General features: G+C 28.8%; 13 protein-coding genes. 7 read left to right on the forward strand and 6 right to left on the reverse strand.

What is annotated here, in order from left to right:
- Nucleotides 1–17: 17 nt before the first annotated feature.
- Nucleotides 18–305 carry a DDE-type integrase/transposase/recombinase gene (locus GCL60_RS17505; RefSeq protein ID WP_153418649.1) on the forward strand — a complete coding sequence of 96 codons (288 nt, stop codon included), beginning with the start codon at nucleotides 18–20 and terminating at the stop codon, nucleotides 303–305.
- 129 nt (nucleotides 306–434) lie between these two features.
- The gene (locus GCL60_RS02525) at nucleotides 435–674 is read left to right on the forward strand and encodes a (2Fe-2S)-binding protein (RefSeq protein ID WP_153418290.1); all 240 of its coding nucleotides are present in this window, start codon (nucleotides 435–437) and stop codon (nucleotides 672–674) included.
- On the opposite strand, the gene bfr is transcribed toward GCL60_RS02525, so the two are convergent.
- On the reverse strand, nucleotides 619–1,095 hold the full coding sequence (bfr, locus tag GCL60_RS02530) for a bacterioferritin (RefSeq protein ID WP_153418650.1): 477 nt from the start codon (nucleotides 1,093–1,095) through the stop codon (nucleotides 619–621). The two genes, GCL60_RS02525 and bfr, sit on opposite strands and share 56 nt — an antisense overlap.
- 308 nt (nucleotides 1,096–1,403) lie before the next feature.
- Here bfr and GCL60_RS02535 point away from each other — a divergent pair, with 308 nt between their 5' ends.
- A complete protein-coding gene (locus GCL60_RS02535) occupies nucleotides 1,404–3,038 on the forward strand; it encodes an APC family permease (RefSeq protein WP_153418291.1) in 1,635 nt (544 codons plus the stop codon).
- Between the two features lie 33 nt (nucleotides 3,039–3,071).
- Here GCL60_RS02535 and GCL60_RS02540 read toward each other — a convergent pair whose 3' ends face one another.
- Nucleotides 3,072–3,677: a DUF3575 domain-containing protein gene (locus tag GCL60_RS02540; RefSeq protein ID WP_153418292.1), complete on the reverse strand. Its 606-nt coding sequence runs from the start codon at nucleotides 3,675–3,677 to the stop codon at nucleotides 3,072–3,074.
- Nucleotides 3,678–3,785: 108 nt separating this feature from the next.
- On the opposite strand from GCL60_RS02540, the gene GCL60_RS02545 reads away from it, so the two are divergent.
- From GCL60_RS02545 to GCL60_RS02560, 4 genes are read left to right on the forward strand one after another with little or no spacing between them, the layout of a single operon-like run.
- Nucleotides 3,786–4,211 carry an acyl-CoA thioesterase gene (locus tag GCL60_RS02545; RefSeq protein WP_153418293.1) on the forward strand — a complete coding sequence of 142 codons (426 nt, stop codon included), beginning with the start codon at nucleotides 3,786–3,788 and terminating at the stop codon, nucleotides 4,209–4,211.
- Between the two features lie 23 nt (nucleotides 4,212–4,234).
- Nucleotides 4,235–5,017 (forward strand): SDR family NAD(P)-dependent oxidoreductase, encoded by a 783-nt coding sequence (locus tag GCL60_RS02550; protein ID WP_153418294.1) that lies wholly within the window; start codon nucleotides 4,235–4,237, stop codon nucleotides 5,015–5,017.
- Between the two features lie 15 nt (nucleotides 5,018–5,032).
- Complete coding sequence (locus GCL60_RS02555) at nucleotides 5,033–6,589, forward strand: multicopper oxidase family protein (protein WP_153418295.1); 1,557 nt, start codon at nucleotides 5,033–5,035, stop codon at nucleotides 6,587–6,589.
- A 40-nt stretch (nucleotides 6,590–6,629) separates the two neighbouring features.
- The gene (locus GCL60_RS02560) at nucleotides 6,630–8,345 is read left to right on the forward strand and encodes a ricin-type beta-trefoil lectin domain protein (protein WP_153418296.1); all 1,716 of its coding nucleotides are present in this window, start codon (nucleotides 6,630–6,632) and stop codon (nucleotides 8,343–8,345) included.
- 12 nt (nucleotides 8,346–8,357) lie between these two features.
- Here GCL60_RS02560 and GCL60_RS02565 read toward each other — a convergent pair whose 3' ends face one another.
- Genes GCL60_RS02565 through thrA form a run of 4 tightly spaced genes read right to left on the reverse strand, consistent with a single transcriptional unit; the run spans nucleotide 8,358 to nucleotide 14,232 of the window.
- Complete coding sequence (locus tag GCL60_RS02565; protein ID WP_153418297.1) at nucleotides 8,358–9,494, reverse strand: DNA alkylation repair protein; 1,137 nt, start codon at nucleotides 9,492–9,494, stop codon at nucleotides 8,358–8,360.
- A gap of 58 nt (nucleotides 9,495–9,552) precedes the next feature.
- Entirely contained in the window at nucleotides 9,553–10,824 is a 1,272-nt protein-coding gene (gene thrC, locus GCL60_RS02570; protein WP_153418298.1) for a threonine synthase, read from the reverse strand.
- Nucleotides 10,825–10,828: 4 nt separating this feature from the next.
- Nucleotides 10,829–11,779, reverse strand: a complete 951-nt coding sequence (locus tag GCL60_RS02575) for a homoserine kinase (RefSeq protein ID WP_153418299.1) — start codon at nucleotides 11,777–11,779, stop codon at nucleotides 10,829–10,831.
- Nucleotides 11,780–11,790: 11 nt separating this feature from the next.
- A complete protein-coding gene (gene thrA, locus GCL60_RS02580; RefSeq protein ID WP_153418300.1) occupies nucleotides 11,791–14,232 on the reverse strand; it encodes a bifunctional aspartate kinase/homoserine dehydrogenase I in 2,442 nt (813 codons plus the stop codon).
- Nucleotides 14,233–14,506 lie beyond the last annotated feature (274 nt).

The raw sequence follows: 14,506 nt of genomic DNA on the forward strand, positions 1-14,506 counted from the left end.
AAGAAGATCCATAAAACCTGGCTAAACTTTTTTTCCAAAAAGCATTCCGATACTGTGGAGTTCTAGAGAAAGTAAATATTAATAAAAGCGGCTCCAATACGGCAGCTTTAAAGGCGATAAATGAAGGCTTTAATTCTAAAGATAATATCCTGATTAGAAAAAATAAATATTTAAATAACCATGTAGGGTATGACCATCGATTTATAAAAAAGATTAAGAAGCTTATGCTTGGTTTCTGCTCATTGAAATCGGAGAGAGCTATCTTATTTGGAATAAAAGTTCATCACATGCTCAGAAAAGGGTAATTTTGCAACAGAACCCGTTTTACCAATAATGAGAATTATTATCACAAAAACTTGAGAATAGTTCTCAGTTGAGATAATCTAACTCCGATAGACATCCAAGGACTTCGGAAGAGAAGGGGAACGGGGATTATGCTCATGTGCCTTTGCTACGGCATCTCATGTAGTGAAATTAAGAAAATTGTCCAAAGTGGTATAATTACTACGGAAGGTGTTCAAAATGAATGCCAGGCAGGAACAGGGTGCGGCTGTTGTTTAGATGCTTTAAAACTTATGGTGGAGTCAGAGGCAAATAAACAACAGAATGAATTAACTCTTACGAATGCTCATGCAGTTGTTGTGAGAGGTAGTTCTCGTAGCCAATGTCCTTAATTAGACTCAACTGAGTTTCTAACCAGTCGATGTGTTCTTCTTCGTCTTCTAGAATTTCTTCTAACATTTCGGCACTTGTGTGATCACGAGCCGTTTTGCAAGTATCGATGCCTCTTTTTAAACGGTCAACAGCCATAAATTCTAATGCTAAATCGGCTTCAATTTGTTCTTTAACCGTTTCGCCAATATTTAATTTATCAAGTTTTTGAAGATTTGGAATACCATCTAAAAATAGAATACGATCTAAGAGATCTTGAGCATGTTTCATTTCTTCAATAGATTCTTTATACGTTTTTTCTGCAATTCGATTATATCCCCAATTTTTGCACATTCTAGCGTGTAAAAAGTATTGGTTAATCGCCGTAAGTTCTCCCGTTAAAACCTCATTTAATGCTTTTATAACGTTAACGTCACCTTTCATTCGAACTCCTTTGGTATGATTATAATAAATAACAATTTTAAATACTTTGCATCTATCTATGCAATAAAAGACTATCAACGCAGCTTGAATATGTCTATATGTATAGACCACCAAATTCTTTTTTGAAAAGATCCTAATTTCTTACTTATGCTAGATAGATAGAGAGATTAAACCTTAAATTATTGTATTTATTATATTTAGGTTATATGAAATGATTGCGACTCTAGTTTCATTAGACAAGAGACTCGTTTTCATATAAACCATGTGTTGTTTTTACATTAGTGAAACTTTTGATTCGGAGATAATTTATGCAATTTAAACGACAAATAGGTGCTGGTGGTGTGATGTTCGCTTCTATTGGAGCGATGGTTGGGTCCGGATGGCTTTTTAGTTCTTTATATGCCGCCCAACACGCTGGTCCTGCTGCTATTGTGTCTTGGTTAATTGCAACTGTATTTATTATTATCATCGCTCTAACGTTTGCTGAATTAGGTACCCTTTTTCCAATTGCGGGCGGTATTGCTAACTACCCATTTTTTACTCATGGAAAATTAGCTGGGTTTTTGCTTGGTTGGATTTCTTGGCTTTCATTTTTAGTTTTAACACCCATAGAAGTTCAAGCAACCATTCAATATATGACTAATTTTTTTCCTTCCTTGACAAGAGTTGAAAACAATATTCATCATTTAACAGCAAGTGGTTATATTATTGCGACAATACTTATGCTACTGCTGGTTTATATAAATACACGTGGTGTAAAATTCATGTCAGATACTAATAAAATATTTAGCATCTGGAAAATAATTGTTCCTGCCATTGCCATAATTATCTTTTTCTTAAACGCTAAAGGAACAAATAATTTAACATTAGAATCAGCAGGAGGTTTTGCTCCTTATGGATGGCATGGAATTCTTTCTGCATTAGCTGTAGCTGGGATCGTATTTTCTTTTAATGGGTTTCAAATTGGAATTATGATGGCAGCTGAAACAAAGGATCCCCAAAAAAATATTCCAAAAGCTATTATTGGGTCTGTTCTCTTAGGGGCTTTACTTTATATTTTATTACAAATTTCCTTTTTAGTAGCCATTCCTGAAGAAGCTCTAAAAAATGGATGGTCAGGATTGGCTTTTGCAGGGGATGCAGGACCTCTTGCTGGATTAGCAGTTACTCTTGGTGTCGTTTGGGTTGCCTATATGCTTTATGTAGATGCTATTGTTTCTCCTCTTGGGGCCGGTATTGTTTACGCAGCATCAAGTTCTCGTGTTCTCTATGCATTGAGTGCAAATGGTTATATTCCAGAACAGATAAAGAAAATTGATAAAAAAGGAATTCCAATAACAAGCGTTTGGGTAAATTTCTTTTTTGGAATGCTCGCTTTTTTACCTTTTCCTGGATGGCAAGGAATGGTTGCTTTTTTGTCTTCTACAATGATTGCTGGATACGCCATTGTACCAATTTGTATTGTTGCGTTAAGAGAGCAACAACCTGACTTACATAGACCATTTCGTCTTCCAATGCATAAATTATTTTGTTTAGTTGCATTTTATATTTGTAACCTTATGCTTTTTTGGTCTGGTTGGGAGATAATGAGTAAGTTATTTATTGCTGTACTTGTTGGTTTCTTTATTTATCTTTCTCGTTTAATTTATCGTAAAGAAGTAAAAGAAAATATCTCAACTTGGAAAAATGCTTCATGGATATTTGTTTACCTTGCTGGTCTTTGTGTATTAACTAAATTTGGATCCTTTGAAGGTGGATTAAAAATAATCACAGTTGGCTACGACTTTATTGTTTTAGCAGCGTTTTCTATATTAATTATGTATCTATCTCAAAGAACAAAATTACCATCAGAAATGGCCGAGAAAAATATTGAATTGATTTTGTCAGGTCATGGTGGAATTGCAGAAGTAGAAATTCAAGAAAAATCTTATTCAGTAAATTAAAAAACTGATTTTTTTAAATATTATTTATAAATATTAAAACATGTATCCCAAAGTTAGCCCATAATCAGGTTGAAATTGGGATACATTTTTATGTAATCTTTCATTAGCAAGCTTCCAATCTGAATTATCCATTTTTGAATTTGGAAAATCACTAATATCAAAAGTATTTTTTTTATTTTTAATACCGATACCAACATAGGCAGAAACTGTAAATCCAGATTCACTAATGAAACGGTATCCTGCTTGTAATACAGGGGCTACATAAAAAATATTGTATTGAAAATTTGTATCAGAATCTGAGATACTAGACTGAGAATAGGTAAAATTTATTTTTGCACCTACAAAAGGACCATACATTTTATTCGTAAAAAAATAATAATGTAAAAAGGGAGCTGCTGTATAAATATAACGATTTGCAGTAACTCCATTTGCCATATAAGGATTTTGCCTAAAATATTCTAAATTTAATCCAATAGAGTAGTTCTCAATTAAAGCAAACTCTGTATTTAATCCAATTCCTTGATTTATTAAAAGCAAGGGGTTAACTTCTAAAACTATATTTTCTTTACATTGAACATTGGCGTGTTGAATAAATAAAACTGCCATACATAATTTTATTAAATTATTTTTCTTAAACATCTTAAGTCCTTAAATTACCGGTTCTTGTTCCGGTTTGTTACGAATGTTATAACAGGAAGATAGGGGTTATGGCAAAATTGATTTCCATAATTTATTTTTAGGAGTTTTATGACTAAAATTAAAGAAGCTTCCAAGTTTAACTATGAAATGATCATTAAAGAAAATCATTTAGATTCTTTTGGTCATGTAAATAACGCTGTTTATATGCAAATATTTGAGGAAGCTCGATGGGAATTTATTACTATAAATGGATATGGCTTAAATGAAATTCATAAATTAAAAAAAGGCCCCATTGTTTTAGAGGCAAATTTAAAATTTATAAAAGAAATAAAATTAAGAGAAAAAATAAATATTGAAACAATTTGTACTGATGCAAAATCGAAAATTCTAAATTTAACCCAAAAAATAATAAACTCAAAAAACGAAATATGTACTGAAGCCAATTTTGTTTTAGCCTTTTTTGATTTAGAAGCAAGAAAAATTTTAAATCCTACGCCTGAATGGTTACATGCCGTAGGCGTCAAATTTGAATGATTTAATCTCTATGGAATAAATATATGCAAAATAAAATATTTTCTGTTAAAGATAAAAAAATATTAATTACAGGAGCTTCAACTGGTTTAGGAAGACATTTTTCCAAAATTTTAGTCGAAGCAGGTGCTCATGTTATTGCCTGTGCAAGAAGAGTAAATTTATTACAAGATTTAAAAAATGAAGCTCAAGATAAAATTGGTAAAATTACTATATTACCTTTAGATATTTTAGATTATAATTCTGTCGATATTAAATTAACAGATTTATTTCAGGGCATAAATGGTATTGATGTTCTTATTAATAATGCAGGTTATTCTCCAAAAGTAAAAAAGCCTATTTTTGAAACAAATTTAGACGATTGGGATGAGGTTTTTAATACAAATTTAAAAGCCTTATGGAATTTAACTAAAATCACAGCAAAAGATATGTCTACTCGAAAAATACAGGGAAGTATTATTAATATTTCTTCAACTGTTGCTAATAGAACAAGAATTGGAAATCCAATGTATGGTATTTCAAAGACTGCTGTTGCTTCTTTAACTCAAAAATTAGCTTTGGAATTCGCACAATATAAAATTAGAGTAAACGCAATTGCTCCTGGTTTTTTTGAAACCGATATGAATAGAAATTATATTTTGAGTCCACAAGGTCAAGAAACGATAAAACGAACAATTCCTCTTGAAAGAATTGGTGAATATTCTGAATTAAATGGAATAATATTTCTTTTATCTTCTAATGCTTCTACCTATATTACAGGTGAATGTATTTTTATAGATGGTGGTTATGTCGTTAATTCTGTAACTTAATTAATAAGGAATTTTATGAATTATATAAATAAAACGTTTTTTCTTTTAGGGTTCTTTTTTATTACTAAATTTGCTTTAGCATATGAAAATAAAAATGCACATTCTATGCATATGAATAAATCAGATTCTAATTCAAATGAAGAAAAATTTTCAGAATCTATAAAAAATTTAAACTTTGTCAAAAAAGCACAAGTTGTTAAATTAAAAGATGGTGAAACTTTTATATTAATTGCTTCCATAGTGAAACAAAAAATTGGGGGTCAGACAATTCGCAGATATGCTTATAATGGAATGATTCCTGGGCCAATTATTGAAGTAACTAAAGGATCTCATGTTAAAATAAAATTTATAAATCAAACCGATAGTGATCAAACTTTGCATTCTCATGGTCTCCGATTAGATTATCGTTATGATGGCGCTGTTGGATTAGGCCAAAAAGCTCCTGTAAAACCAGGTGAATCTTTTGTCTATGAGCTTAAATTTCCAGATACAGGAGTATATTGGTATCACCCCCATGTAAGGGAAGATTATTCACAAGACATGGGATTATATGGAAATTATTTTGTTAAAGATATTGCGAAAAAAGAAGAACCATTTAATAAACAAATTCCTATTGTATTAGATGATATTTTATTAGATAAAAATGCTCAACCATTTTATAAAAACTATGCTAATTATGCTGCCATGGGTCGATTTGGAAATGTCATGCTAATCAATGGTATTTCTGATTTCTCAGCTGACGTTAATAAAGGAGATGTTGTCCGATTATATTTAACAAATACAGCAAATACGAGGACATTTCAATTTGCTATACCAAATACAAAAATGAAACTGATTGCTGGTGATGCAAGCTCTTTTGAAAAAGAAGAATGGGTTAAAAGTATTATTATTGCACCTTCTGAAAGGTATACTGTCGATGTTCTATTTGAAAAAGAAGGAATATATCCAATTCAAAGTTTAAGTCCTGAGAAGAATTATAATTTAGGTAAAATAAAAGTAACAAACAAAAAAAGCAAAAATAGTTATATTAAAATATTTAATGAAATTCATAATGATAAAGATATGATTGCTGAAATTGAAAAAGTAAAACCATATTTTGATAAACCAATCGACAAAAAATTATTACTAACTGTAAAAATGGAAATGGAACATGCAGAAGAAAATCCTCCTAAAATAGAATGGGAAGATACTATGCCTGAAATGAATTCTATGATGACATCAAAAGATGTTGTTTGGGAACTTTTAGATTTAGATACCAAAAAAACAAATATGGATGTCCATTGGAACTTTAAAAAAGGCAATTATTATAAAATTAGTATTTTTAATGATCCTAAATCCAAACACCCTATGCAGCATCCTATCCATTTTCATGGGCAAAGATTTTTAGTGTTAAGTACTTCAGGTATTAAAAATACAAATTTTGTTTGGAAAGATACTGTTCTTGTAAAAACAGGAGATACAGTTGAAATTTTATTAGAAGCTTCAAATGTTGGAAAATGGATGTCACACTGTCATATCGCTGAGCATTTGACTTCAGGCATGATGATGACATTTGATGTAGAAGAAAAATAAAATTTTGTCGATAAGCTAGTCCTATCTTGGAGATAGGACAATGGTTATTGATTTTAAAAATTTCACAAATTACTGTTTTATTTATATATTTCAATTTATATTATTAACTCCTCAAATTATTTATGCCCAAAATTACTGTGATAAAATAGGTAAAATATTTGTAATTGTTGCTCATGCAAATGATGATCTTTATTTTATGAATCCTAGAATTAAAAAAGAAATTGATAAAGGGCTTTGTATAAAAGTAGTTCATTTAACAGCAGGTTATAATATTCATGATAATTATATTGAAAGCATAGAAGGTAGTAAAGCAGCTTATGCACAAATGATTGGTATTTCATCACCAAATTGGTTAGAAAGCTGGGAATATATAAATGGAAAAGAAATTCATAAATTTATTTTAACGAAACAAAATGGACAATGGATAGAAATACAAGACTTAGGATTACCAAGTAGCTCAAGCTCAAGTTCGAATTCTCATTTTGGAGTAACTTTAGCAGAATTATTTCATGATTCTAATAAAACAACTAGAACAATTAATGGAAAAAAAACAGAATATAATTGGAAAGAGATACAAAATTATATAAATTCAATATTTTCACTTGAGAATCCTCAATTTATTTTTGCAACTGACCCATATGGAGTCTTTTTTGAAGATGGACGTGAAGGACAGCATCCTGATCATATTTTATCAGCAAAATTAGTCCAAAATTCAGATTTTGGAAGAATTAATTCTCCTAAAATATATTATTTTAAAACTAATCAAATTAATAATCTAGAAAAAAACTTATTGAGTAATGAAATATTTGAAAAAAAATTATATCTTTCAAGTTATAAAAGAAAAGATAATTCAGAATATCAATATATTTCACCAAAAATCCAAATAGACTGTATGGATAGTATAAATGAATTTAAGAAAATATATTCACCCTATGGCTGGGTTTGTAAAATGTATAAAGCCACTTCAGATAATTACATTATAGCAGAAATATTAAAAGATAGTAATACAAATAAATGTTTATTATTAAATAATGAAAATGATTTTATTTTTGGAGAAGATTGTAATTCAGCAAATTATATTTCAATCACTAAAGATGGAAATGCCTATCTTGCAAATTTAGGCAAAATTATCAATACTCCATTTGCTATTAATAGACAGATTCGTGCCAAAGCTTATGAACCAATTCAAAATTTTATATGGCAATATGATGGTTTTTCTAAATTAAGTTATTTAAATTTAAAAACGGGAGAAAGATATTGTGTAGATAATAAAGAAGGTCAAGCAATTTTAGAAAAATGTTCAAAATCTAGAACAGATCTCAATATTTTATTAAATAATAAAAATAATTTAATTTTATCTTCTTTAAAAAATATAAAAATAAGAAATACCGAAAATAATGAGAGCTGTTTAGCAATAGATAATGAATCCGTCCTTGTTTCTTCTTGCGACTCAGAAAATACATTATTAAATTTTCTACAAACAGGCCAAATACAAAGTGCAATAGATGAATCAAAATGTTTGCAAACAGAATTTTTTAGTGAAAATACTAAATTAACATTTAGTAAATGTAGCAGCAATAGTGCGGGTCAAATTTTTAAAATAAAAAATGTGGGAGAACATAATTATATTATTATAAATAATGCACTATCTATTTGTTTTGAAATTCGTAATGATTTAATTATTTCATCCTCCTGTACGGGTTATAAAAAACAATTATGGAATGTTATAAAAAATAATAATATTATTATACCATGAATATTACTAAAATTATTTTTTTATTTGATTTGCTCCAAATATTTTAAAAGTTTTTGATTCTATTACTTTTCCATTAATTTGAATATCTAGTTTATGATCTCCATTATAATATTTTCTAGTGCTAATCTCTTTAAATAAGTGTTTTTTAGTTATTGTAATTCTATCAGCAGGAGAAATTGAAATATTCTTTAGCTTAAAAACTTTAATAGAAGATTTTCCTTTATCACGTAAAAAATGAATACGATAATCTATAACTAAATTTTGTTGTTTTTTCATTTTAGAGGAAATGATAAATGAAAATTCTAAATTTTTTCCCATATATATTTTGTCTGAATTAAAAAAAATGTTTTCAATATGAATATCAAATTTAGTAGATACATCTAAAAAAGAGAGTGCAGTTGGATTTCCTTCTTTAATCAGATTTCTTAGTGAGTGCCTTATAATCCAATTTAATTTTTCTTTTTTTTCTTCTGAATTAGCCTCTTTTTTCCATTTATTCAATAATTCAAATATAATATTTGGGTGATCTTTAGAAATATCATTCAGGTGATTAGCAACGCTTTTACGAACATAAAGTTCATCATCAAATTTTAAATTTTCTAAAATAGGCAGGGTTAGGCTAGGGTCCTTTATAAAACTTTTAAGTTGTTCACCCCAAGGTAGCCTTGGTCTAGATCCCTCGCTTGCCCATCTGCGAACATGTTTATTTTGATCTGCAGAACAATTTATTAAAAAAGAAAGAGTCTTTTGTGTATCATTAATAAGGAAAGGTCTTATTGCCCATTCACTTGTAAATAATTTTGTTAACTCTTTTAAAGATTTAAGTGAAAGTTCTTTATCATTTTGGCCATAAAATTGGATATAATCTGTTATAGGCCATAAATCAAAATCTTCGAGCTTTGGAGAAGATGAAGTTTTCATTAATATTGAAATAGCTTCATTATAATTTTTTGGCAGAAGTTCATATAATATATCTCGTATTTTTGAAACCCTTTCTTTTAAAGTTAAATTTTCTAAAGATATATGATATTTTAAAAACGATTTTTTATCAAATTTAGGATAAATGGGACTAATCGCTTCATTCATTCGTATAAAATAATTTTTACCTAGTTTATGTTTAAGAGCCTTAGGATTTTCATCTGATTTCATATATTTTTCCAAAATGAATGACTCATTATATAATAAATGAGGAGGTATCTGTTAAAAATCATTTATTAATATTATTTTTTAACTCAGTCAAGTTTGGCTCAATATTTATAAAAGAAAGTTTTTTGTTTAATAATTTTTTTAATTCTTCTGAAATTGGAACTTTATCTAAAATAATAGGCTCAATAATATCATCAAACTTGCATGGGTCTGCAGTTGATACAACGATAGATGGATCTAAATTTAATTTATTTTTTACATAAAATGAAGTTGCCGTATGAGGGCATATAATATAATTATATTTATTATAAACTTCTTGTATTGTTTGCGATATTTTTATGTTATCTACACTTATTGCCATAATATTTTTTTTAAAAAGTTCATAGGCTGGAAACAAATGAGAGAGTCTCTCAAAATTACTTGGATTCCCCACATCCATTGCATTTGCTAATGTTAAAATACTCTTTTGAGGTAGATAAGTTCCCGAAGAAAGATAATCACAAATCACTTTGTTTTCATTGGTAGATAAAGAAATTTCATTGATAGGGAAACCCATTTCTCTAGCCCAAAAAGCAGCTGTAGCATTTCCTAAATTTCCAGTAGGTATAATATAGTTTGGTTTCTTATTATATAAAGAAAAGAATTGGTAACTTGAATAAGCATAGTATACAATTTGAGGCAAAAGACGCCCTATATTAATGCTATTCGCACTTGATATATGCATTTCATTTTGCCACCATTCATCTTGAAAAGCATCTTTTACAAGCTTTTGACAATCATCGAAAGTACCATTTACTGCAAAAGATAAAATATTTGAATCCCAACATGCAAGTTGTTGTTCCTGTTTTTTAGATACTTTTCCTTTAGGGTAAAGAATAATAACATTTATGTTTTCTTTTTTATAAAAAGCACTTGCTACAGCTGATCCTGTATCACCAGAAGTAGCAACCATTATTGTTACTTTATTTTTGTTATTTATTCTTGATAAACATTCTGCCAAAAAACGAGCTCCAAAATCTTTAAAAGATAGAGTGGGACCTTTACATAAATCTAAAATAAAAGTGCTCTCATTAATCCTATTTAGGGGAATAGGAAAAGAAAAAGCCTGATCACAAATTTCAGATAATTTATTTTGTAAAATATCATTTTCAAAAAAACCATTTAAAACCATCGCAGCAAAATCTGGAATTTTCATTTTTACATTAAAGTCATTTAAATTTATTTTTGGAAAATATTCTGGAATAAATAAACCACCATCTTTTGCAAGTCCTAATTTAATGCAATCACTTAAAGAATATTTTAAATTTTTATTCCGACTACTTATAAACAACATATCTTTATCCTTCAATTATTTCTTTAATGTATGCACCTTGAGCTTTAAAATTTGAAATCCAAAAATCAGACTCAATTCCATATTCTTTAAATTTATCTTGCATATTTTTAGCTATTTTATTAGCCATAAACTCATTTTCTGCAAAAGCAAATAGACTTGGTCCCGATCCTGAAAAAGATACTGAAATTGCGCCCGAATCCATTGCACTTTGTTTTACTTCGTAGAAATTAGGTATTAATTTAGCTCTCTGTGGTTCAACTACATAATCTTCACTTGATTTTTTTAAAAGCTCAAGATCATTTTTATATATAGCCGAAATAAAGCTTGCTAAATTAGCGCATTGTTTAACATGTAACTTTAATGATAAATCATTTTGTAATGCATCTCGAGCATCTTTAGTATTAACTCTTAAATGTGGGTGAATGACTATATTATATATTTCAAGCGAAGGTAATGTAACTACATTAATGGGATTCGATGATTGAATTAAAGTCATTCCACCAAAAAGAGATGGAACTATATTATCTGCATGCTTATGTCCGCATGCAATTTCTTCACCAAAAAGAGCATATTCTGCAAGTTCATTTTTAGATAATGGGTTTTCAAGAAATGCGTTCAAAGCAACCAACGCTGCTACGGAAGAGGCTGCGGATCCACCCATTCCAGATCCAATGGCAATTCCTTTTTGAATATAAATAGAAAATCCAGTTGAAATAGAAAGATCATCGCACAGTTTTTTTACAACTGCAGAAGCCGCATTTTTTGAGGTTTCTAACGGAATATTTGATTCTCCACTTATTTCGACAATGATAATTTGATTATCGTCCCTTTTTTTTAAAGTAACAATATCTCCTACATTATGTATAGCGAATCCTAAAATATCAAAACCAACCGCTACATTGGCGCATGTAGCGGGAGCAAACGCACTAACAGACTTTAAATTTTTTTTAATCATAAAATTATTCCTCAATTTAAAGATGAAGTTAAGCGTAATATATCTGCAAATATTCCGGCTGCCGTAACTTCAGCACCAGCCCCTGGGCCTTGAATAACAAGAGGATGTTTATGATATCTTTTTGTATTTATAATAATCATATTATCAGTTCCTTGTAGGCGATTAAATGGATGATTATTTCCATAAGAATTTAAATTCACTGTTACATTACCGTCTTTATTTATTGAACCTACATAACAAATTTTTTCATTTTTTTGATTTGCGCTATCGACAAATTTTCCCATTATTTTATCACATTCTGAAATACGTTCCATAAATTCATTTAAAGAACATGATTTTAAATGCTCTGGTACAAGACTATTTACAGTAATATCATCAAATGAAAGGTTAAGTCCTATTTCTCTCCCTAAACATATTAATTTACGAGCAACATCATTTCCGGATAAATCTTCTCTTGGATCGGGTTCGGTATAACCAAGATTTTTTGCTTCTAATACACATTCAGAAAAGAGTTTTCCTTTTGACATTTCATTAAAAATATAACTTAAAGTTCCTGAAACAATTCCTTCAATGCTGTAGACTTCATCACCAGTTTTAATTAAATCCTGTAATGTGTTTATTACAGGAAGCCCTGCGCAAACAGTTGCCTCATAAAAATATTGAGAGTTTTTTCTTAAAGCTAATTTTTTTAGATTTTTATAATAAATAATATCGCCAGAGTTAGCATGTTTATTGGGTGTTATAATATGAATTCCTTTTTCCATCATGTTTAAATATTCATTTGCAACTAAATTATTAGCAGTACAGTCAATCACAACAGAATGTGTTACATCATCATCTATCATATGATTTACAAATTCGGACATATTTGCTTCGATTGCATTGTCTTTTATAAGAAGATTCCAGTTTTCTAAATCTATAAAATCATGAGAAAGTAACATTTTTTTACTATTCATGATTCCTCTAATCACAAAATTCACATTATATTTTTCTTTTAATATTTTACAATTTTCATTTATTTGATTAATTAAAGCACTGCCAACTAGGCCACAACCAATCAAACCGATGGAGACTGTTTTATGAGATAGGTAAAAACCAGAATGAACCGCTTTTAAAGCTTTGTTTACTTCTTTTTTGTCTATTACAACAGAAATATTTCTTTCCGAAGAACCCTGGGCAATTGCAGTTATATTTATATTTGCATTTGCTAAAGTTGAAAATAATTTACTAGCAATTCCTAAAGTTCCTACCATTTGCTCTCCAACAATAGCAAGTATGGCACAATGATTATTAACAGAAATTTTTTCAATTTGTTTTCTTGATAATTCAAATTCTAAATTGATATTTAATGCTTTTAAAGCTTTTTCAGAATTCAAACGAGAAACAGCGAAACAAATTGAATATTCTGAGCTAGCTTGAGAAATTAAAATGACTGAAATATTTTCACGTTGAATGATATCAAAGATACGAGAAGCAATCCCCGAAACACCAATCATTCCTGCTCCTTCAATATTAATTAAAGAAACATCTTCAATACTTGTAACTCCTTTAATTAAATACTTTGAATTTTCAGAATCATTTGAAATTAATGTTCCTTCCCCTTTAGGATTTAATGTGTTTTTAATATAAATTGGAATATTTTTTAATAGTGCAGGCGCTATTGTTTTTGGATGAATTACTTTAGCTCCAAAATAAGCTAATTCTAATGCTTCTTTATAGGAAACCTTTGCAATCGGAAATGCTGATTTTACTTTTTCTGGGTTTGCGTTATAAATTCCATCTACATCTTTCCAAATATATAGTTTTTTTGCATTTAATAAATTAGAAAAGACAGAAGCAGAAAAATCACTCCCATTTCTTCCTAAATTTGTTCTTTTTCCATGAATATCAGCTGCTATAAATCCTGTTACAACAAGTCTGTCAAATGGATTATCTTTTAAAAATTCATTTAGTTTTGTTTGGCTTAAACCCCAGTCAATACATTGAATTTCATTTTTATAATAAGTAAAAATAATTTTAGAAGCATCTAAATATTCACTTTTATGATATTGTGATAAATACGCATTCAAAATTTTTGCTGACCAAATTTCACCAAAGCCAATCACATAATCTTGAATTTCACTTGAATAAAATGATATTTGTTTTACAGTTTCTAAAATGTTTCTAATAATATTGAAATCTTCCAATATATTGTTTTTTACAATTTGTTTATTATCTGTTAAAATATGATCACAAATAATTAAATGATTCTTCTGAATAGTCTCTAATATTTCAAGATAGGAGTGATTTTCTTTTGCTAATTCAAGTATAGATTGAAGTGAGGAGGTAGTTCCTTTTGTTGCTGAAACAACAATAATACTATTTTTTTCTTGAATGATGTTGTTAATTTCAAAAAAACTTTTCGCATTTTTAAGACTTGATCCGCCAAATTTATGCACAATATAATGATTCATACTTTCCTCTTTAAAAGCAGATTGATTTATATAATAAATAAAAATTTATTATTTATTTTTTATTTTTTTATTTAATTGAAAAAATAAAGATACGTTATTAGTTTAACGTAATAATAGATGTAGGGGTGATCCCTGATGTGGTGGTCGTAATTGTGCAAATTGTATTTAGATTTAATAATTTAGAATGAGATAAAGATCGTTTTGAATTGCACAAACACTTAAGGTGATACATGTGGCTTACCTTTCTAAAGGGAACCATTTATATAAATCTTTC

Source organism: Silvanigrella paludirubra (assembly GCF_009208775.1).
Classification (GTDB): Bacteria; Bdellovibrionota_B; Oligoflexia; order Silvanigrellales; family Silvanigrellaceae; genus Silvanigrella; species Silvanigrella paludirubra.

Coding starts and splice junctions, on each gene's coding strand:
- GCL60_RS02525 (WP_153418290.1), top strand. CDS start 435: ATGCTCATGTGCCTTTGCTACGGCATCTCATGTAGTGAAATTAAGAAA.
- bfr (WP_153418650.1), bottom strand. CDS start 1,095: ATGAAAGGTGACGTTAACGTTATAAAAGCATTAAATGAGGTTTTAACG.
- GCL60_RS02535 (WP_153418291.1), top strand. CDS start 1,404: ATGCAATTTAAACGACAAATAGGTGCTGGTGGTGTGATGTTCGCTTCT.
- GCL60_RS02540 (WP_153418292.1), bottom strand. CDS start 3,677: ATGTTTAAGAAAAATAATTTAATAAAATTATGTATGGCAGTTTTATTT.
- GCL60_RS02545 (WP_153418293.1), top strand. CDS start 3,786: ATGACTAAAATTAAAGAAGCTTCCAAGTTTAACTATGAAATGATCATT.
- GCL60_RS02550 (WP_153418294.1), top strand. CDS start 4,235: ATGCAAAATAAAATATTTTCTGTTAAAGATAAAAAAATATTAATTACA.
- GCL60_RS02555 (WP_153418295.1), top strand. CDS start 5,033: ATGAATTATATAAATAAAACGTTTTTTCTTTTAGGGTTCTTTTTTATT.
- GCL60_RS02560 (WP_153418296.1), top strand. CDS start 6,630: ATGGTTATTGATTTTAAAAATTTCACAAATTACTGTTTTATTTATATA.
- GCL60_RS02565 (WP_153418297.1), bottom strand. CDS start 9,494: ATGAAATCAGATGAAAATCCTAAGGCTCTTAAACATAAACTAGGTAAA.
- thrC (WP_153418298.1), bottom strand. CDS start 10,824: ATGTTGTTTATAAGTAGTCGGAATAAAAATTTAAAATATTCTTTAAGT.
- GCL60_RS02575 (WP_153418299.1), bottom strand. CDS start 11,779: ATGATTAAAAAAAATTTAAAGTCTGTTAGTGCGTTTGCTCCCGCTACA.
- thrA (WP_153418300.1), bottom strand. CDS start 14,232: ATGAATCATTATATTGTGCATAAATTTGGCGGATCAAGTCTTAAAAAT.